Here is an 18,930-nt window from a genome sequence, read left to right on the forward strand (position 1 = left end):
ACGCTTGATAAACAGCAATATGATTGTTAGTATGCGCGCTCGTTTTACGACACTAAGTAAGGTCGCATTACTTAGTGAATCATTTATATCAAAGAGTATTGATTATGAAATTCAACGCAGTAGTACGTACTGACCTAGGTAAAGGTGCGAGCCGCCGCCTACGTCTTGCAGAGCAATTCCCAGGTATCATTTACGGTGGTGAAGCAGCACCAGTTGCTATCGCTCTTAAGCACAGCGATGTTATCAACCAAATGGACAAGCCTGAGTTCTACGAAGGTTTCGTACTAGTAATCGACGGTCAAGAAGTTAAAGTTAAGCCTCAAGACATTCAACGTCACCCGTTCAAGCCTAAAGTTGAACACATGGACTTCAAACGCATCTAATTGCGGGTTCATAAAAACTTTTATAAAGCACTCCTCGGAGTGCTTTTTTTATATCTAAAATAACTGCATCGATATTTTGCTAAAACAATGACTGTTGCGGATCATCTTCTTGCTCTATATTTTTATCTAGTTCTTGCTGCAGTTTAGCTCGGTGACGCCTTAACACTTGCTGTTTACGGCGACGACATATATCAAGTACCAGATGTTTTTCATCATCGGTCATTTTAAGCCAATACAAACGCTCTTCCCTACTACGGAAGCATCCTTTGCAATATCCCTTATTATTCACTTCACATATACGTTTACAGGGACTTGGAATATCAAAAAAGTCTTTCTGTTCCATGTCTATTAGTTTCGTTATCACACCTTAACTGAGAATAATAGATATTTGTAATAAGTGCTGTTATTAAGTGAAAAATACGAACAAAACTTTGCTAATTCGTTAATTCAACATTGATTTCATGAAAAAATAGTCACTTATGTTAGTTGCTTTCATCACCTTAACTCTGCTAAGGTTATTTGAGTTGTCATGGCTGATAACGAATTTTTACATAATATATCTAGTCATGTCCCCGAATAGATATATCACAGGAGGGAACCATGGATTTTTTTGTACCATCGGCTAAAGACCTTGAACAAGCGGAATCTGTTTATTCATCAATTGCAGCACACGTTTCTGCACCTATTCCAAGTAATAGTAAACGTGTAAGCAAGCTAGTTTGGTCGCATGAAGGAACCGTATGTATTGGTGAGGTGGGTAAACTACCACCTGAAATATTCCGGGCACCTGAAGAAATTTTAGCTATTTTTGAATGTGGTGATGTATACAAAATCTGTACTCAAAACCGTGGTGTGATCAACTTCGATCCTATTCTTGCTAATACTAAAGACGTATCTAAAGTTGAATTCTTTAAATAGCCTTAACTCATTAGCAATAAAAAACGCGCTTATATAGCGCGTTTTTTTATACTTTCACTTAAAATCAGTCGTCTTATTCCGCTTTATCATCAGACTCTTCTGCCAAATTTAAAAATTTCAAACCAAGGCTAAGCAGTAAAATTGAAACGGGTAAAATAAGTATCTTCCAGTCTAGATTATCGAAATTAACTAATACGGCCTCTAAGAACTTAACAAAAAGAATGATCACAATCACTTCTGCTAATACATTCTTTAAATGCCCAATATTAGGCGTTTTTATCCAACCTAAAACATTCGTTTTATCTGCGTCTGTTGGCTTCTTATTTGAAATAAATAGCGTGAATACACCATGAGCAAAGATAAACAATACAAAAGCAATTAAGAATGTATCGAGCGATTTAATTAAATAATACGTCGCTATATCTGCTGTGTCTAAATGCGCGAGACTGTTGTGCGGTACTTCATTAAGAAATACCACTGCAAACGCGGTATACGTTTTCATTGCGCCAACAATAAAAAGTAATAATGAACCTAGAGTAGAGCAAATGATAGCTAACCAGCCGACGTATCGAAAAGCATTAAATGTTTTTTTCATAATGAGCGTTATTTGAAATTTTTAACATTATAAAGAATAAACCATAAACTACTAGTAACAATTAATACTCATATAGCATTTCAGGTACTCTATACACACCATTAAAATAAACCCAACTGCGGCGCAGTGATATCATCAAAATACTTACCAATAAAGGGTAATATACCATCGGCAACTGGTTTCAATTGCTTATCGATATAATGGTTATAATCAATCGGACTTTGTCGATACTCACTTGGCTCAGCACCTGACGTGGTAAAAACATATTCAATCGTTCCTTTGTTTTGGTATTGACGAGGACGACCTAGTTTTAGATTCATTTCATCAGCTAAACGAGCAGCTCTAACCTGTGGTGGTATATTTTTCTGATAATCCGCTAAGTTTCGCCTTAACCGTTTACGGTAAATAAGCAAATCATCAAACTCCCCAGCTAACGTTCGCTGAGTATAATCACGCACATAATCATCAACATCCTGATCATGGAACACCATTTGATAAAGTGACTGCTGAAAATGTTGAGCTAATGCTGTCCAGTCTGTACGTACCGTCTCTAATCCTTTAAATACAATTTCTTCTGTATCCCCTCGCCACACTAAACCTGCATAACGTTTTTTACTACCCGTTTCTTGTCCACGAATAGTAGGCATTAAAAACTTGTGGTAATGCGTTTCGTATTCAATCTCAAGAGCCGATGTTAAGCCATATTCCTCACGAAGGTGTTCTGTCCACCACTGATTAATATAAGCCACCAAGTCATTCCCTATGGCATTAGCGTCATCTTGTGAATGGGCTTTTTTAAGTGATACAAAGGTTGAATCAGTATCACCATAAATCACTTCATAGCCTTTAGCTTCAATTAACTCTCTCGTTAATTTCATGATTTCATGACCACGCATGGTAATCGATGAAGCTAAACGGTGATCAAAGAAACGACAGCCTGACGATCCTAATACACCATAAAATGAGTTCATGATAATTTTAATTGCTTGGGAAAAGGCTTTTTCGCCATCACGTTTAGCTTGATCGCGCGCTGCCCATAAATCTTCAATCATCTTCGGCAGAAAGTGTTTTGTACGGTGAAAACGCCCACCACGAAACCCATGAATGGCTTGGTGATCGGCTTTACCTTCTTCTTGCTTTAACCCTTCTACTAGCCCCATAGGATCAATCCGAAAAGATCGGATAATCGAAGGATATAGTGATTTAAAATCAAGAACTAATACAGAATCATACAACCCGGGTTTAGAATCCATCACATAACCACCGGGACTTGCTATCCAATTATCACTAACAAGGTTTGGCGCGATATACCCTGCTCTGTGTAATTGCGGCATATAAAGATTAGTAAAGGCGGCAACTGAGCCCCCTACACGATCCAATTCAACGCCCGTTAAACGGCAACGTTCAATAGCAAAATCGAGTAAATGAGTATGTTCAAAAATGCGAGTCACCAACTCACAATCTTGTAAGTTATATTTAGCAAGAGAGAGCTTATCATGGCGAAACATATGATTAATTTCAGCCATCCGATCATGCACATTATGAATCGCTTTACCTTCACCCAGTAATTCTTGTGAAACCGACTCTAACGACCACGAACGGAAGTTATAAGTCGCTGTTTTAAGTGTATCAATACCATCCATGACAACTCGTCCAGGAACAGTAATAAAACCTTGATTAGGATTTTGCGAAGAAGGTCGATAATGCGGCGTTTGTCGTCCACGACCAATGCGTAAATTAACTTTATTCCACTCCGCACGATGCAGTAATAAACGAAAATCAAAGTCGATCACGTTCCATCCGATGATCACATCAGGATCAAAAGCCATGAACCACGACTCTAACGATTGCAATAACGCCTTTTCATTTTCGACCCACTCGATGAACAATTCACTAGAATCGCTATAACCGTTAGGTGCTTGCCCTACCATGATCACTCGGCTATCAGCATCGCTGTGTAAACCAATAGAATACAGTACGCCTTTCTCAGAACATTCAATATCTAACGACACGACATTCAATGTTGGCACATAATCAATCGGTTTTACTTTAGTTTTTGTTACTTCAATATGACCAGCACGCTGACGATGATCACCCGTAAAGACTAAACCACCACGAACAAAACGTTCCATTAAGTAGCGATCTGCTAAACGAATATCTGATTCAAAAACATCAATGAGCTCTGCAGAAAGTGCTTTTACCGCAGAGAAGCCATCGCGAATAGTGTGGCAATAACAGGCAGAAACAACATGATGCTGAAAGGTTTTAAGTGGCAGTTCTTTCCACTCTGTCGTGATATTCGCACTCGTTAATACCTGTTGAGCTTGCGCTTTCTGCTCTGTACGAACAAAGAAAACAGGCTTATCGCCAATAATAGACAAACGATATGGACCATTTTCTGTTTTCACCCAGAGAATGATTTCTGTTTGTCCATTAATGTCACGACTTTGGCGAGTTAAAACAAAACCCGTTGTTAACGACTGCAAATAAAACCTCTGCTGTTGATATGATCACCCGATCTTTTTTTCTATTTTTTCAAACTCCGCCACAATCCAATTCCCGACATGTTCAACTAAAAACAAAGCGGCACGTTTGGGCACTTGCGGACCATTGATAAGAATTTGAATACGTTCAATATCGACTGTTTTGTCAGGATAAAAATGAAGAAAGAAGTCAGCACATTGCTGCTCACTATAAGCTAAACTCGATGTGCGATGTGCCACCAGCATAAAACAGCTTCGTAGCATCTTCTTACCCACCTTTCGGCACAATGCGTTATATTCTGTCACGCTTTTCGTTGCCATGATTTTACTACGACAATCCGCAAGTACCCTTTTTATATCACTATTAAAGGCTTTTGCTATCTCCCAACTTGGTTCAAACAAACCAAATTGTGTTGCCAAGCTATCGCCATAGAGGCATACGCTACAATGCTTAAACCAAAAACCCCATTTAAAAATCGATGTCAGTGTCATCACTTCATCTCGCGTAACCACCGTCAGATCAACCTGAGTGATAACGTTATAACGATAGGCTATTTGTTGACATAGTGAATCTAATACGCGGTTTTCTGATGCCGATAATGATCTATTAACAACCAGTGTTATATTAAGATCCGAACGTTCTGTTATCGCGCAACGAGCGGCAACACTGCCATTAAGGTATATGCTGTGTGTCTGCTCTGAAAACTCAGCTTGCAATTGTTTTACCAAAGCTAATAACACTGGCATATAAGGTGCTTGAAATGGGGTTAATTCATCAAGAACAGGTAGTGTTTTCATTACAAATACAACTCATAGACAGCTTCAATCCGTAAAAACAACAATAACAAATCGTAATATAAATGTAGATTTTTATGCTTTATTCTCTCTATATACTATCAAATTCAACCTATCGATAGTAAAAACTCAAAATCGCTGTTTTTCTGCTTAAATTTTCATTCAAACCATCATAGGCATCGCTTCTTACTGAGGTTTTAGTATAATCACCACTCTTACAAACAAAGAGACAGATCTTAATCTATGGAAACTCAAAACCTGATTTCTTACGATGACGTTATCGATGCGGCATACGATATTTTCTTAGAAATGGCACAAGATAACTTAGAGCCAGCAGACGTATTACTATTCACTGCACAATTTGAAGATCGTGGTGCAGCTGAAATCGTTGAAACACGTGATGACTGGGCTGAACACGCTGGTTTTGATGTGGATAAAGAGCTTTTTGCTGAAGTTATCATTGGTCTTGTTAACGAAGAAAATGATGAACTAGATGACGTGTTTGCACGCATGCTAATCAGCCGTGATCCTGAAAACAAAGGCTGTCATATTTTATGGAAACGCGATTAAACATCGTATTCCTGATATAAAAAAGGCGATATCAACATCCTTTCTTACGTGATGTGATATCGCCTTTTTTTGACTACTATCTGTGTTATCTAACTTAATTAACTCGCCAAAATAGTAATATCGTGTTTCTCACTACGTCGGATCCACATCAAACTTAATACGACAATAATTGCCATTACAGCAAGTACAGCGCCTAAATTAAACTGACTTTGTGCACTCATTGCTGATGCAGCCAATGTAGCTAAACCGGCACCTAAATTCTGAAGTCCACCAAGCACTGCCCCTGCCGTACCGGCATGTTGAGGAAACGGCTGAATGGCTAATGTGGTTGCGGCTGGAAATAAAACACCTGCGCCCATGAAATAAACAAACGCACCACCAATTAAACTAGTAACCGTTACTAGTCCTTCAATACCAGGAACAATAATCGTAATAGCACCTGCAAGTAAGGCAAACATACCCAAGAATAAAACACGGCTTGTGCCTAATCTCTTCATCAGTTTATTTGATCCCCAAGAACCCAATAAATAACCAGGTAAAGGCAAAATAAATAGCCAACTAACAGTACTTGGATCAAGTTTTAATACGCTACCTAATAACACCCCAGCCGATGCCTCAAACGTCGCAACACCTGCAAATGTTGCAATTAAGCACACCACATAACCTTGAAAACGACGATTAGATAATACGTAACGGTAACTTACCCATACACGCTCCACTCGACGATTTTCAACGGGTAATGTTTCGCCAAAAGAACGCATCAAGGCTAACGTTACAAGTGCACCAAAACCTAAAAGGTAAATATAAATAGATTCCCAGCCTAGGTGCTCTGATAAATAGCCACCTAATACAGGTGCGATCAATGGAGAGAAGATCACCCCCATACTGACTAAACTATTTACTTTATGTAAGTCATCACCGTCATAACAATCGCGTGTAACAGTTCGGCTCATTGCACCACTGGTACCAGTACCCATACCTTGAATAAAACTAGCAAGTAGTAGTACATCAAAACTTGGGGCTACTAACGCAATAACAGTACCAATCAAGAAAATGACCATACCGCTGATCATTACAGGGCGTCTGCCTATACGATCCGATAACGGCCCATAAACAAACTGCGATAAACCATAAGGAATTAAATACGCAGCCATTACAGCCTGTAAATAAGCAGCTTTAACGCCAAAGTATGTTGCCATTTCTGGAATTGCTGGCACATACATTGTTTGGGTCATTTGCCCAACAGCAATAAAAATAATAAGCAAGAATAAGAACTTGCCCATATTCGAAGACGATTGCTTAACCACAACCATTTCCCTCAGACAGAATAATATCTCGTAACGAACTCGATTAAATATAAACGAGCACCACTATCAGAATATAATTCTAATTTAACAGCAAATAATGAAAATAATATTCGATATATGCTCTTACATTAGAGCCAATGACTAAATTTAAAACGAGATGTTAATCCTCATGCTGGATTAAGACAAGAGGATATTGCTTGATTTAGCACGAATAAAATTTAGATTTGGATTACATTTTCTAATGTATATGTATGGGGAAATGGAACAAGTGAATTAAACAAATGCAAAAAAGCCCTGTGAGCAATACAGGGCTTCTTGTTTTACATACAATTTTGTTTAATTTTCGAAATTAAAACGATGATGGCCATGACTAGCTTTGGTTTTAAGGTAACTTTCATTACCATCTTTTACGTGTGCCTTAGTACCAACAACTTCAACAATATTGATACCATTTTCGCTTAACTCACGAATTTTTTTCGGATTATTAGTAACAAGTCGAATATCTGTTAAGCCCAAAGCTTTCAGCATATATGCCGCTTCACTAAAATCACGTAAATCATCACCAAACCCTAGATGATTGTTTGCTTCGTATGTATTCATACCTTCACTTTGAAGCTTGTAAGCATCAATTTTATTGTATAAACCAATACCACGCCCTTCTTGACGAAGATAAAGAATAATACCGCCTAATTCACCCATCTTTTCAACCGTTTCATCTAACTGCTCACCACAGTCACAACGAGATGAATGGAAAACATCCCCAGTTAAACATTCAGAATGCATACGCACCAAGGGTGCTATCGTTTTATCTGCATCTTTAAAAATAACGGCAACGTGCTCTTTACCAGACTCAAGCCCATTGAACGAAAGCAAATCTGCAGGAATATTGCTTTTTAAACCAACTTTAAAAGGCACTCTTGCCCTAACATTTACCATATTCTTCCTAAGCATTTGCTAATACTCAATCATAAGGAGTGTTATTGCTTATGATGACTATCGACTTAATTTCAACCTGTAAATAATAGCGAAAATTATCACATGACAACAGTGCTGCGCTTTAAACAAAGATAATACGTGGTTAATCGCTTAAAAAGATCACCAACAGGTAGAATTTATCGTACTGTATAGTAGGAAATCACCTGTACTATCATTAATATGTTATATTATAACACACACAGTACCCAAGCAATTTACTCAACTATTTTATAGTCTATCCACTAACGTCATCAATTTGGATAAAATAACCTCTCCAGCTACACCTAACCCATTATGCTCATATTCATTGGTGATCCACACTTTAGAATCACTTAACCCTGCCTTTGTTTGGCAACTTAAATCATAATCAACATACATATCATCAATATAAACAGCAGCGACAACCGGAACGGTGTTTTTGGCTAACTGTTTAGCATCATATAAGTAAGGCCAATCCTCTTTCGCTGCAAGTAACTCTGCGGCAGCTTTGAGTGGCTGTAAACAATGCAATTGATCAAACATCCATGGATAGACCATTTCCCCAGTAAAGAAGAAAGTATCGCCTTTAGTATAATTAAACTCCGCATATTCACTGCGTACACGTTCTGCTGACCAATTCGATGCTTGATGTTGGCAGTAAATAGATTCATGCAAAATAGCGTAAATAGGATTTGTCTGATAGCTTTGTTCTAATAACATTTGGTTTAAAAAGCTGTAGCTCAATTGAGGTTTACCACCAACTTCAATAACTGCTTCATCAAGAATGTAGTACATGGCTAAATCACCTCCACTTCTACCTAAATTAATCCCCCATAATTGAAACTGTTCAACAGTAAAACGCTGCCCATTCGGTAATCTGACATCATTATCTAAGAGATAATTCGCAATATTTACACACTGTTGCTGCGCATTAGGAAAGCGAGAAAAGAAGCCATGGTTTTTACTTTGTACGCGTTTATAAGTCGCACGATAAACATTATCAGCATGCCCTGTGATAGGAGGAATGCCACCTGTTAAATAAGCGCATGTTAATGACTTAGGATAATAAGACAAATAATGTAATGCACAAAAACCACCAAAGCTTTGTCCTAAAATACTCCATTGCTTTATGTCTAATGATTCACGAATAAATTCAGCATCTTTGACGATATTATCTGCACGAAAATAGCTTAAATACTCAGCTTGCTGTTCAGGTTTTTTATCAGCCAATGTTAGATGAGATATAGGGGTACTTTTCCCTGTGCCTCGCTGATCAAGTAATAATACACGGTATTTTGTTAATGCTTGTTTTAGCCAACCTGAATTACCTGTCGGACGTGGTGATGAAAACCCTGGCCCTCCTTGTAAGTATACTAACCACGGTAAATCGTTATGTTCGTTGCCTTGTTTCACTACCTCTCTGGCGTAAACAGTAATTTTTTGTTGATTATCGTTTTTATAATCCAATGGTGCCTCAAAACAGTGAGACTTAAATAGTAAACCATCACTTTTAAATAATTCTTGCATATTTTTCCCTTACCAATATTAAATCATTAAACTAAGCAATTTATTAATTAATTCCACCAGCTTATTAAGCACAATCTATAATTTGCATGAATCATTTTAATTTGAATACAACAAAAAATAAAAACATTCACTTTGATATTGCGTAACCTCTAAATGATGAATGACAGTTTATTGCTTCGTTGGAGACTACCCTCGATAATCTTTATATTAGGCATAAGCATTCTTTTTTAATGCAAGTTGATTATTTAAAGTTTTATTCAAGGCTTTTTTATGCGAAGCCTATGCCTTTTTATGCTTCGCGAGAATATATAAAAAACGATAATATTAATGTCACAATCATTGATGTGAATGATATTTATTATCATTCAATTTTTTCATATTTGAAATCTTTCTTCTTTTTTTTAAATAGCACAGTATTAAAATAAAAGAGTATATTAATACTATCAACGAAGTAGATATTTTTATCTCTTATCGTTTGCCATAAATAATAGATTTATGGCGGGAGATGATGTTCCTCCTTTAACCGCCTTTCAATAAAGGATAATGACGTCTAACAACATTCGGCTTTAAATCGTCGAGGACCGTGTATTTGTTTAAATGGATATTAATAATTTTAATTAATTATATTAATTTTTGCATTCGTCGCGTTGTTATTTCATTTTTGTCCTCTTCTGTTTTCTGATCGATAAAGAATTATCAATTCAACACGGCTGAGCGTTATAAAACTCTTCCCTACTCTGAGTTTTATAATTAGTAACGCGGTGTCTAGTGAGGCAGAGCAATGCAATACTCAACTGAAGTACAAAATATGTGTCCTATCTCTCGTGGTCCACATCACGAGTCTGCACCCATTCCTGTTGAAGGTCGTTGGGTACAACCTAAAGATGTTATTGCAATTTCTGGTGTTAGCCACGGTTGCGGTACTTGTGCTCCACAGCAAGGTGCTGCGAAACTTACATTAAACGTGAAAAATGGCATCATCGAAGAAGCATTAATCGAAACTATCGGTTGTTCAGGTATGACGCACTCTGCAGCAATGGCTTCAGAAATCATTACTGGTAAAACTATCCTTGAAGCACTTAACACTGACCTAGTGTGTGATGCTATCAACGTTGCAATGCGTGAAATCTTCCTTCAATACGTTTACGGTCGTACACAAACAGCTTTTTCTTTAGATGGTCTACCAATTGGTGCTGGTCTTGAAGATCTTGGTAAAGGCTTACGTAGCCAAGTAGGTACGCATTACGGTACTCGTGAAAAAGGTCCTCGTTACATGGAGATGGCTGAAGGTTACGTTACTAAAATTGCACTTGATGACAACGATGAAATCATCGGCTACCGTTTCGTTAACATCGGTAAGATGATGGAATCTATCGGTAAAGGTGTTCCTGCAGATCAAGCAATGGAACAAGCAACAGGTCAATATGGTCGTTTTGACGAAGCGGTTCGCACTATCGATCCTCGTCACGAATAATCAGCCAAGCTGTTATCCATATATTTAATTACACCTAATTTGCTAAATTTATTGAGGATTTTATCATGGCTGCATTATTTGAAAGCTTTGATCGTCGTATCAACCAAATCACACCTGTTCTAGAACAATACGGTTTTGCTTCACTTGAAGAAGCGCGTCAATACATCGAAGACAAAGGTGTTAACGCTTACGATATCGTAAAAGAAACTCAACCTATCGCATTTGAAAACGCATCATGGGCATACGTTTTAGGTGCTGCAATCGCGCTAAAAGAAGGTGCTAAAACAGCAGCTGAAGCGGCTGAATTTTTGGGTCAAGGCCTACAAGCATTCTGTATCCCTGGCTCTGTTGCTGACCAACGTAAAGTAGGTTTAGGTCATGGTCGTCTAGGTGCGCGTCTACTAAGCAATGAGACTCAATGTTTTGCATTCCTTGCAGGTCATGAATCATACGCTGCTGCTGAAGGTGCAATCAAAATCGCACTGAATGCAAACAAAGTTCGTACTAACCCACTACGCGTTATTCTTAACGGTTTGGGTAAAGATGCGGCTTACCTTATTGCACGTATTAACGGCTTTAACTATGTACAAACTCAGTTCAACTACACTACCGGTGAACTAGAAATTGTTAATGAGCGTCGTTTCTCTCAAACACAACGTGGCGAAATTAACTGTTACGGTGCTGATGATGTACGTGAAGGTGTAGCGATTATGCACCGCGAGAATGTTGATATCTCTATTACAGGTAACTCAACTAACCCTACTCGCTTCCAACACCCAGTTGCTGGCACATACAAAAAAGAGCGTCTAGAAGCTGGTCAAGATTACTTCTCAGTTGCGTCAGGTGGTGGTACTGGTCGTACTCTACACCCTGATAACGTAGCTGCAGGTCCTGCATCTTACGGTCTTACTGATACTATGGGTCGTATGCACTCTGACGCTCAGTTTGCTGGTTCTTCATCTGTACCTGCTCACGTAGAAATGATGGGCTTAATCGGTATGGGTAACAATCCAATGGTTGGTGCAACAGTTGCTGTTGCAGTAGCAATTGAGCAAGCGCAAAACGCGTAAGTAGCAATTTAAAAGCTTTATCTTCAAATAACGATAAAAGGCGTGGTTTTTATTAACCATGCCTTTATTTTTATCTGCTAGTTGTTAATTTTGTTGAATATAAGAAAAAAATCTCTAAAATCTTCGATACTCAATATACTTGATAACACTTATACCTATAAAAATGCAGGCTTATAGGTATAATCGGCTGTAATTAAGTTAAATCGTATTACGTCATTCAGTGCTGAACTGTATGACTTAGTTAAGGAAACATCATGATCCAAGTAGTAGGTCACAAAAACCCTGATAGTGATAGCATTTGCTCTGCACTAGTTTGTACAGCGCTTCTTAAAGCACGTGGTCTTGAAGCAACAGCAATTCGTCAAGGCGAAATGAACCGTGAAACTCAACACATTCTTGAGCTAGCAGGCGTTACAGCTCCTGAGCTACGCACAAGTGTTGCTGGCGAGAAAGTATGGTTAGTTGACTACTCTGATCTTGCTCAAGCACCTGATGATCTTGCTCAAGCAGAAGTTGTTGGTATTGTTGACCACCACCGTTTAGGTGATGTAATGACAATCAACCCAATGGAAGCATGGATCTGGCCTGTAGGTTGTACTTGTACGGTTCTATTTAACCTATTTAAGATCGAAGGCCACGAAATTACACGTGAACTTGCTGTTCTTATGATGTCTGCAATCCTATCTGACACTGTTGGCTTTGCATCGCCAACATGTACTCAGAAAGATAAAGACGCAGTACACGAGCTTGCTCAAATTGCTGACGTACAAGATCTTGAAGCATTCATTAAAGCACTGCTAATTGCTAAGACTGACATTGAAGGTCTAACTGCTGCGCAATTAGTAGATAAAGATCTTAAAGGCTACCCTTTCAACAACCGTGACGTTGTTGTAGGTCAAATTGAACTTGCAACACTAGAGCAAGTTGACAGCATGATTGAAGAGCTTCAAGCGGATCTACAACGTCGTTGTGACGAAGAAGGTTTAGCAATGGCTGCTCTAATGCTAACAGACATTACGACAAGTACTACTCGCCTACTTTACACGGGTGATTGGAATAACATCTTGGATACACACGCTAAAGATGGCGTTCTAATGATGGAAAATACACTAAGTCGTAAGAAACAAGGCTGGCCTTGGCTACAAACTGTGCTTGCTTAATCATCAAGTATTAATACAACGTAGTTAAAAAAAGCGCGATAAGAGGCAACTCCTATCGCGTTTTTTATTTTAACGCATTCACAACCTTCAGTTTTAGCCATCATTATTATCTGCTCTTTTTGCTTACAACAACGATATCCAACTTCATGCCTTTGAGTAATTTTCAGACAATTTATATTTTATACGACTGATATTAGAGCAAATACTTTAATTTTACGCTCATTTTATTTGTTTAAAAAATCAACTCAAAGAATAAAACACAACCAAACAAACGCTATTTATGTGACAATTGTCAAATTTACTTAGTATTCCCATTGGGTATACATATACTTCTCTCTCTAAAAATAATGCCGCCATTCGTCATACCTTTGGTTGAGCAAGAAGCTAATAAAAAGAGAGGCAGTGAATGTCCATTAAAAAACGTTATATTGCATGTGTTATTGGTGCAGCCATTTCAAGCCAAAGCTATGCTGCTGGCTATCAAGTATCAGAACATTCAGCAGCAGGTTTAGGTCGAGCTTATGCCGGTGATGCGGCGGTTGCAGACACAGCAGCTGTGATTGCAAGAAACCCTGCTGCAATGACACTTTTTAAAAAAGCAGAAGTCTCTGGCGTTATCAGCGTTATTAAACCTTCGGTTGATATTTATGATCACAGTTTTGGTCAAGGTGCGACAAACATCGCCCCTGTTAGCTTTATACCTGCAAGTTACTATGTTCAACCGATTAACGACAAAGTAGCAGTTGGTCTTGGACTTTTCAGTAATTACGGTGTAACAACTAAATACCCTAACGACTTCAATGCAGGTTCATTGGCTGGTAAAACCTCTCTTGAAACCATCAACTTTAATCCAAATATCGCTTACCGTGTAAACAAACATCTTAGCTTAGGTGCAGGTGTAAGCCTTGTTTACGCTAATGCTGAATTTGATCGTCGATTAGGTGCCCTTTCACTAGCAGTTCCCAATAGCCAGCCAAGTGACAATGCAATCAACTTAAAAGGTACAAGTTGGGGCTGGGGTTGGAATATTGGCGCATTATACGAATTAGATCAGAGTAATCGCTTTGGTTTAAGTTACCGTTCACAAGTAGATCTTAATTTCGATGGCGACTTTACTGATTACTTAGGTCCAATCACGGGTAAACCACATAACACTGTTTCTGCTAACCTTTCGTTACCACTACCCGCTATTGCAGAGTTTTCTGGCTTCCACCAATTAGATTCACAATGGGCTATCAGCTATAGCTTACAATGGACGCAATACAGTAAGTTCAAAGAAATTCGTGCCACCAGCGAACAATGTAAACCCGGTTATAACGCCCAAGCTGGCACATGCCTGCTAAAAAAAGAACACTATAAAAATACTTACCGTTGGGCTGTCGGTACAACTTACACAATGAATGATGAATGGACACTACGTTACGGTTTCGCCCTTGACCAAAATGCAGGTCAAGCAACATTAAGTATTCCAGATACTGATCGCTACTGGTACTCAGCAGGTGCTACTTACCACTTCAACCCAGATCTTTCTGTCGATATGGGTCTTTCATACATTCACAGTAAGAAAGCAACCTTCGTTGAAGATGGCAGTACCTTTACTTCTCGTGGTAAAGCCTACCTTGCAGCAGCACAGATCAACTACCGCTTTTAATGCGTTATAAGTTATTCATTATTTGGAATATATAGCATGAAATTTAAATCAATTACCTTAATTATTGCATCAGCATTAAGCGTTGTCGGTTGTGGTGGCGGTAGTCAAACAACGGTGAAACCAACCGTTGATCCTGATATTGCCAACAGCTTAAAAGCGGAAACCAAGGTCGACTTCGATCTACTGTCTGCAAACAAAAAGATTGTTATCCCTAGCTACTTGGGCATGGATGTACAAGATGGCACACTAGCTACTCGTGAAGGTGCAACCGCACCTGAAATCGCAATGGGACAAACCGATGGTTGGAGCACAACCCAACCTATTACGATTAATTTTAAAGGTAAGGCGCTTGATCCTACGACAGCTGCAAATAGCTTTTACTTAATCAAATCAGGCGATCCAACCAATCCTGACGATACCACGGAGCCAACACTCTTATCTCAGCAAAACGGTGATTTCATGGTGACGGTTTCGGGCAATAGCTTAATCGTTATGTTATTTAAGCCACTGGAACCATCAAGTAACTACATGTTCGCTGTTACCGATGATCTAAAAGATATGAATGGTGAAACGGTAGGTATGAGCAACTCTTACGCTTTATTAAAAGCTGATAGTACGCCACCAACTGCGGCATTAATTCCAGCCCAAAAGATCACTCATGCAACAGAAGAAGCATTCCATAATATCGTTGCAAAACGGGATATCATTTTCTCTTCATGGTTTACTACATTATCTGTAGGCGATGTATTGTATGCTGCAAAAATGGCAACTTTACAGACAATTTCAAAACAAATTGAAACAGATGAGCCTGTGATTGCTAGTGACAACATAGCAAACGAAGAAAATCTATATAAATTAACACGCCCACAACTTGGTGGTGTATACGGAACAACGACACCTGCAGGAAATGAAATTTACACAGGAACCGTTTTCCTTCCTTACTACTTATCTACAGATAGTAGCAAAATCTCTTCTTCACCTAACGCACCAGAGAAATATTTAGTAAGCCCTTGGAAAAGTGATATGCCAAGCCTTGCTAAAATTAAATATGTTCTTACTAACGGCAGTGATGCTGATAAACGCGCCATTGCTTCTCAACTTTCAGATCTACATATCTCTGACATAGATCTTGCAAGAGTAGCAACAGATAAAGCGACACAAATTAAAGTACTCACAGCACTGAAAGGTCAAAAGTTAACGCTAGCTAATGGTAAGCAACTCGATCCAGAAAGATTAATCACTCGTTATAGTCCTGTTCCGCAACTACAGTCAGTTGCGGCAGTACAATATAATTTAATCATGCCGAAGTTGGACAAAGAAAACCAAGAAAAATGTAAGCAGTCAGGTTACAGCGTGACGATATTCCAACATGGTGTAACATCAAATAAAGAGCAATTTGTTTATTCGAATCCAAGCTTACCTGACAAAATTATTGGTAATCAATGCCGAGCTATTTTTGCTATTGATTTGCCTCTTCATGGTACTCGAGGTATAGGCGGTAAGAACGCTTCAGAAGATCCAAAAATGTTTCTAAACTTTATTGATCTTGCCGTAGCTAGAGATAATTTACGTCAAAGTGTTATTGATGTTGTTAACTTGCGTGCAATCATAGGCAAAGTATTAACAGACTCTGATCCTAGTGAACTAGGGGAACAACTATCAGCATTATCACTTAATAATAATAATGTAGTAAGTTTTGCTGGTCACTCTCTTGGTGCTATTACCGGCGTTGATGTAGCAGACATCGCGAACAGAACAATATTTAATGACCAGTATAATAAAACGTTATTTAATATTGATACCGTTGCACTAGCAAATCCAGGTGCTGAAATACCATACTTACTACTAAACTCACCAAGTTTTAGTGATCTCATTAAAGGTGGAATCGTTGACGCGACTAGCCCATCATTCTCTAAACAATGTGGTAACACAAACCTTGCATTGTGTTATAAACACTATGTTGCACAGCTAAATGCAAGTAAAGATTCAGGGAATTCATTAGCCCAAATAACACTCGATACTTTAAATGATAATTTTAATAAGTTTGCCTATGCCGCTCAAACCGTTATGGATCCAGCAGATCCAATAAATCACGCTTCATTTATTCCAAAAACAACCGCAGTTTTATTAGAAGAGATGAAGAATGATATGGTGATTCCAAATAAATCAGCACAAGGTACGAATAAAATTTATTCGCCATTTACAGGAACTTCGCCATTACTAAAACCACTGCAATTAAGTCAAACGATTAAATCTGTAACAGAGTCACCTCTGAAAACAGCGGTTAGATTTGAAGGGGGATATCATAGTTCAGTGCTTACACCTCTGAACCCACTCAAGCTATCACTGCCTGCTACAGAAAAAAGTATTGCTGTGACAAATGAAATGCAGAGTGTTATCGCCTCATTTATTAATAGTAATGGAACATCGCTTACAATTAATGATGATAGTGTTATTACTTCATTTAATGATTAATAGCTAACAAAGAGACAACAACCGAGTAAGCAATTCTTACTCGGTTTACTCATCTCGCATATGCTGCATTAAACTGCTTTTCTCATTTAAAATATCTGCAAAGTAACCTAGAAATTTACGCCCAATTATTTTCCCTTCTCGATAATCCATTTCTAAATCATCTTGGCTACTCAATAGTGCTCGACTATTTAATGACTTTTCAGGTGCTATTTGGATAACTTGCAACCCTTCCGGTGGGTTAACTAAAAAATCATTCACATCTTGGTAGGTTTTATAATATTGAGCCAACATTTCGATTACGTCGATATTATTACTCTGTCCTGCAAGCTTTAATAAACGCTCAATATTAATATGTGATAGCCAACTCTTATTACCAAAAACAGGCTGTTTCAATGGCTCTTCACTTTTACTATCTAAATATGAGAGTTCGTTTTGTATATCGGTTTTATTTTTAATATGAATACTATCGGTACGATATTGCTCTCGCCACTGTTCAAAACGATGACTTAATTCATGATGAACCGTTTTAATTCTATCTACTGATTCGTTAAGGCTAAGCTTATTAATGTAATATGGTAAGTAGGTTTCAACACTTTCACGCCAATCGTCAAAGATCCCCTTATCATCATGATTGTCATGATCAAGAGGTTCAGTTCGAATAACAATAACCAGATCAGCCCCTCGACGCCATGCTTCTTTAGCCGGTATCGCAGCGCTCACACCACCATCAACCCATTCCAACTCATTCATATTAACAGGTAAATTGTATAAAACGGGAATAGCACAACTCGCGCGTAAAACTTCATACCAATCATCTTGGTACATCGGCATATAAATGTCTTTTAGGGTGTCTTTACGTGTTGCACAAGCAAATGCCTGCCGATGTTGGAGCGTTTTATTTGCCGTAATGAAATCAAGGGGTAATTCACCAGAGGGAGAAACAACTTGCAGCGCCCAATCAAGATTCATGGGCTGTTGTTTACTTAAGTACTTATATAAGCTAAAAAATTTATCTGTTGTCGTGTAGTTTTGAATAAAATGATAGCCGAAACGTGGTTGACGACTAATAAATGAAGACAAATTGAGAGCACCTGCAGAAGTGCCTATATATAGAGCGAAAGGATCAAATTCGTGGTCTAAAAAACTGTCTAATACACCTGCAGAAAAAATACCTCGCTGTCCACCGCCCTGAACAACTAATGCTATTTTCTTATTATGTGCAGCAAAAAGCTGTGATGAAAAATGAGATATCGATTCTTCATCAAAGGCACTTAAACTAAACGGCAGATAATTCATTTCTCCCCCAAAGGTAAGAAAACACTCTGACGTAATATACGCATTTAACTGAAGAGTTGGAATGACTTGTAACAGAAACAAGTTAAAGAGATCAAAGCCCTATTTTATCTCTTTAACTTGTCATCATCATATTACGCTGTTAAGGCTATAACTGCATAACTAAAGATTGTCGTTAGCGTCAGTGTCACTGTAACTACAGCAAATTTCAAATTACTATCCATACGTCGCCCCTTTAAATCCCTAACATTCCATATGTAACATTTTGTTAACTT

General features: G+C 38.3%; 17 protein-coding genes and 1 riboswitch. Of the genes, 8 read left to right on the forward strand and 9 right to left on the reverse strand.

Annotated features, from left to right (window positions below; genetic code table 11):
* Positions 1-104: 104 nt before the first annotated feature.
* Positions 105-383, forward strand: coding sequence for a 50S ribosomal protein L25 (gene rplY, locus I3259_RS04430; protein ID WP_006645495.1), 279 nt, complete (start codon positions 105-107; stop codon positions 381-383).
* 79 nt (positions 384-462) lie between these two features.
* On the opposite strand, the gene I3259_RS04435 is transcribed toward rplY, so the two are convergent.
* Positions 463-726 carry a DUF1289 domain-containing protein gene (locus I3259_RS04435; RefSeq protein WP_080902005.1) on the reverse strand — a complete coding sequence of 88 codons (264 nt, stop codon included), beginning with the start codon at positions 724-726 and terminating at the stop codon, positions 463-465.
* 257 nt (positions 727-983) lie between these two features.
* Here I3259_RS04435 and I3259_RS04440 point away from each other — a divergent pair, with 257 nt between their 5' ends.
* Complete coding sequence (locus tag I3259_RS04440) at positions 984-1,301, forward strand: hypothetical protein (RefSeq protein ID WP_238028514.1); 318 nt, start codon at positions 984-986, stop codon at positions 1,299-1,301.
* A 73-nt stretch (positions 1,302-1,374) separates the two neighbouring features.
* Here the strand turns inward: I3259_RS04440 and I3259_RS04445 are convergent, their stop codons facing one another.
* From I3259_RS04445 to I3259_RS04455, 3 genes are all read right to left on the reverse strand, one after another.
* Complete coding sequence (locus tag I3259_RS04445; RefSeq protein WP_238028515.1) at positions 1,375-1,896, reverse strand: YqhA family protein; 522 nt, start codon at positions 1,894-1,896, stop codon at positions 1,375-1,377.
* A gap of 101 nt (positions 1,897-1,997) precedes the next feature.
* Positions 1,998-4,382, reverse strand: a complete 2,385-nt coding sequence (locus tag I3259_RS04450) for a DNA polymerase II (protein ID WP_238028516.1) — start codon at positions 4,380-4,382, stop codon at positions 1,998-2,000.
* A 24-nt stretch (positions 4,383-4,406) separates the two neighbouring features.
* Positions 4,407-5,177 (reverse strand): nucleotidyltransferase domain-containing protein, encoded by a 771-nt coding sequence (locus I3259_RS04455; protein ID WP_238028517.1) that lies wholly within the window; start codon positions 5,175-5,177, stop codon positions 4,407-4,409.
* Positions 5,178-5,417: 240 nt separating this feature from the next.
* On the opposite strand from I3259_RS04455, the gene I3259_RS04460 reads away from it, so the two are divergent.
* Positions 5,418-5,744, forward strand: coding sequence for an HI1450 family dsDNA-mimic protein (locus I3259_RS04460; protein ID WP_005368211.1), 327 nt, complete (start codon positions 5,418-5,420; stop codon positions 5,742-5,744).
* Positions 5,745-5,842: 98 nt separating this feature from the next.
* Here I3259_RS04460 and emrD read toward each other — a convergent pair whose 3' ends face one another.
* From emrD to I3259_RS04475, 3 genes are all read right to left on the reverse strand, one after another.
* Positions 5,843-7,057, reverse strand: a complete 1,215-nt coding sequence (emrD, locus tag I3259_RS04465; RefSeq protein ID WP_238028518.1) for a multidrug efflux MFS transporter EmrD — start codon at positions 7,055-7,057, stop codon at positions 5,843-5,845.
* Between the two features lie 330 nt (positions 7,058-7,387).
* The gene (gene ribA, locus I3259_RS04470) at positions 7,388-7,987 is read right to left on the reverse strand and encodes a GTP cyclohydrolase II (RefSeq protein ID WP_238028519.1); all 600 of its coding nucleotides are present in this window, start codon (positions 7,985-7,987) and stop codon (positions 7,388-7,390) included.
* A gap of 267 nt (positions 7,988-8,254) precedes the next feature.
* Entirely contained in the window at positions 8,255-9,532 is a 1,278-nt protein-coding gene (locus I3259_RS04475) for an alpha/beta fold hydrolase (RefSeq protein ID WP_238028520.1), read from the reverse strand.
* Positions 9,533-10,024: 492 nt separating this feature from the next.
* Positions 10,025-10,092: riboswitch (Fluoride riboswitch) on the forward strand.
* 221 nt (positions 10,093-10,313) lie between these two features.
* Here I3259_RS04475 and I3259_RS04480 point away from each other — a divergent pair.
* From I3259_RS04480 to I3259_RS04500, 5 genes are all read left to right on the forward strand, one after another.
* Positions 10,314-11,006: an iron-sulfur cluster assembly scaffold protein gene (locus I3259_RS04480; RefSeq protein ID WP_005368217.1), complete on the forward strand. Its 693-nt coding sequence runs from the start codon at positions 10,314-10,316 to the stop codon at positions 11,004-11,006.
* Between the two features lie 65 nt (positions 11,007-11,071).
* Positions 11,072-12,076 carry a GGGtGRT protein gene (locus tag I3259_RS04485; protein ID WP_005368218.1) on the forward strand — a complete coding sequence of 335 codons (1,005 nt, stop codon included), beginning with the start codon at positions 11,072-11,074 and terminating at the stop codon, positions 12,074-12,076.
* A 254-nt stretch (positions 12,077-12,330) separates the two neighbouring features.
* Entirely contained in the window at positions 12,331-13,236 is a 906-nt protein-coding gene (locus I3259_RS04490; RefSeq protein WP_238028521.1) for a manganese-dependent inorganic pyrophosphatase, read from the forward strand.
* 406 nt (positions 13,237-13,642) lie between these two features.
* Positions 13,643-14,887 (forward strand): outer membrane protein transport protein, encoded by a 1,245-nt coding sequence (locus I3259_RS04495; RefSeq protein WP_238028522.1) that lies wholly within the window; start codon positions 13,643-13,645, stop codon positions 14,885-14,887.
* Between the two features lie 36 nt (positions 14,888-14,923).
* On the forward strand, positions 14,924-17,362 hold the full coding sequence (locus I3259_RS04500; RefSeq protein WP_238028523.1) for a VolA/Pla-1 family phospholipase: 2,439 nt from the start codon (positions 14,924-14,926) through the stop codon (positions 17,360-17,362).
* A gap of 45 nt (positions 17,363-17,407) precedes the next feature.
* Here I3259_RS04500 and I3259_RS04505 read toward each other — a convergent pair whose 3' ends face one another.
* The gene (locus I3259_RS04505) at positions 17,408-18,658 is read right to left on the reverse strand and encodes a patatin-like phospholipase family protein (protein ID WP_238028524.1); all 1,251 of its coding nucleotides are present in this window, start codon (positions 18,656-18,658) and stop codon (positions 17,408-17,410) included.
* Between the two features lie 131 nt (positions 18,659-18,789).
* The gene (locus I3259_RS04510; protein ID WP_238028525.1) at positions 18,790-18,879 is read right to left on the reverse strand and encodes a YnhF family membrane protein; all 90 of its coding nucleotides are present in this window, start codon (positions 18,877-18,879) and stop codon (positions 18,790-18,792) included.
* Positions 18,880-18,930 lie beyond the last annotated feature (51 nt).

The organism is Photobacterium sp. Ph5 (assembly GCF_022129445.1).
GTDB lineage: Bacteria > Pseudomonadota > Gammaproteobacteria > Enterobacterales > Vibrionaceae > Photobacterium.

Coding starts and splice junctions, on each gene's coding strand:
- rplY (WP_006645495.1), top strand. CDS start 105: ATGAAATTCAACGCAGTAGTACGTACTGACCTAGGTAAAGGTGCGAGC.
- I3259_RS04435 (WP_080902005.1), bottom strand. CDS start 726: ATGGAACAGAAAGACTTTTTTGATATTCCAAGTCCCTGTAAACGTATA.
- I3259_RS04440 (WP_238028514.1), top strand. CDS start 984: ATGGATTTTTTTGTACCATCGGCTAAAGACCTTGAACAAGCGGAATCT.
- I3259_RS04445 (WP_238028515.1), bottom strand. CDS start 1,896: ATGAAAAAAACATTTAATGCTTTTCGATACGTCGGCTGGTTAGCTATC.
- I3259_RS04455 (WP_238028517.1), bottom strand. CDS start 5,177: ATGAAAACACTACCTGTTCTTGATGAATTAACCCCATTTCAAGCACCT.
- I3259_RS04460 (WP_005368211.1), top strand. CDS start 5,418: ATGGAAACTCAAAACCTGATTTCTTACGATGACGTTATCGATGCGGCA.
- emrD (WP_238028518.1), bottom strand. CDS start 7,057: ATGGTTGTGGTTAAGCAATCGTCTTCGAATATGGGCAAGTTCTTATTC.
- ribA (WP_238028519.1), bottom strand. CDS start 7,987: ATGGTAAATGTTAGGGCAAGAGTGCCTTTTAAAGTTGGTTTAAAAAGC.
- I3259_RS04475 (WP_238028520.1), bottom strand. CDS start 9,532: ATGCAAGAATTATTTAAAAGTGATGGTTTACTATTTAAGTCTCACTGT.
- I3259_RS04480 (WP_005368217.1), top strand. CDS start 10,314: ATGCAATACTCAACTGAAGTACAAAATATGTGTCCTATCTCTCGTGGT.
- I3259_RS04485 (WP_005368218.1), top strand. CDS start 11,072: ATGGCTGCATTATTTGAAAGCTTTGATCGTCGTATCAACCAAATCACA.
- I3259_RS04490 (WP_238028521.1), top strand. CDS start 12,331: ATGATCCAAGTAGTAGGTCACAAAAACCCTGATAGTGATAGCATTTGC.
- I3259_RS04495 (WP_238028522.1), top strand. CDS start 13,643: ATGTCCATTAAAAAACGTTATATTGCATGTGTTATTGGTGCAGCCATT.
- I3259_RS04500 (WP_238028523.1), top strand. CDS start 14,924: ATGAAATTTAAATCAATTACCTTAATTATTGCATCAGCATTAAGCGTT.
- I3259_RS04505 (WP_238028524.1), bottom strand. CDS start 18,658: ATGAATTATCTGCCGTTTAGTTTAAGTGCCTTTGATGAAGAATCGATA.
- I3259_RS04510 (WP_238028525.1), bottom strand. CDS start 18,879: ATGGATAGTAATTTGAAATTTGCTGTAGTTACAGTGACACTGACGCTA.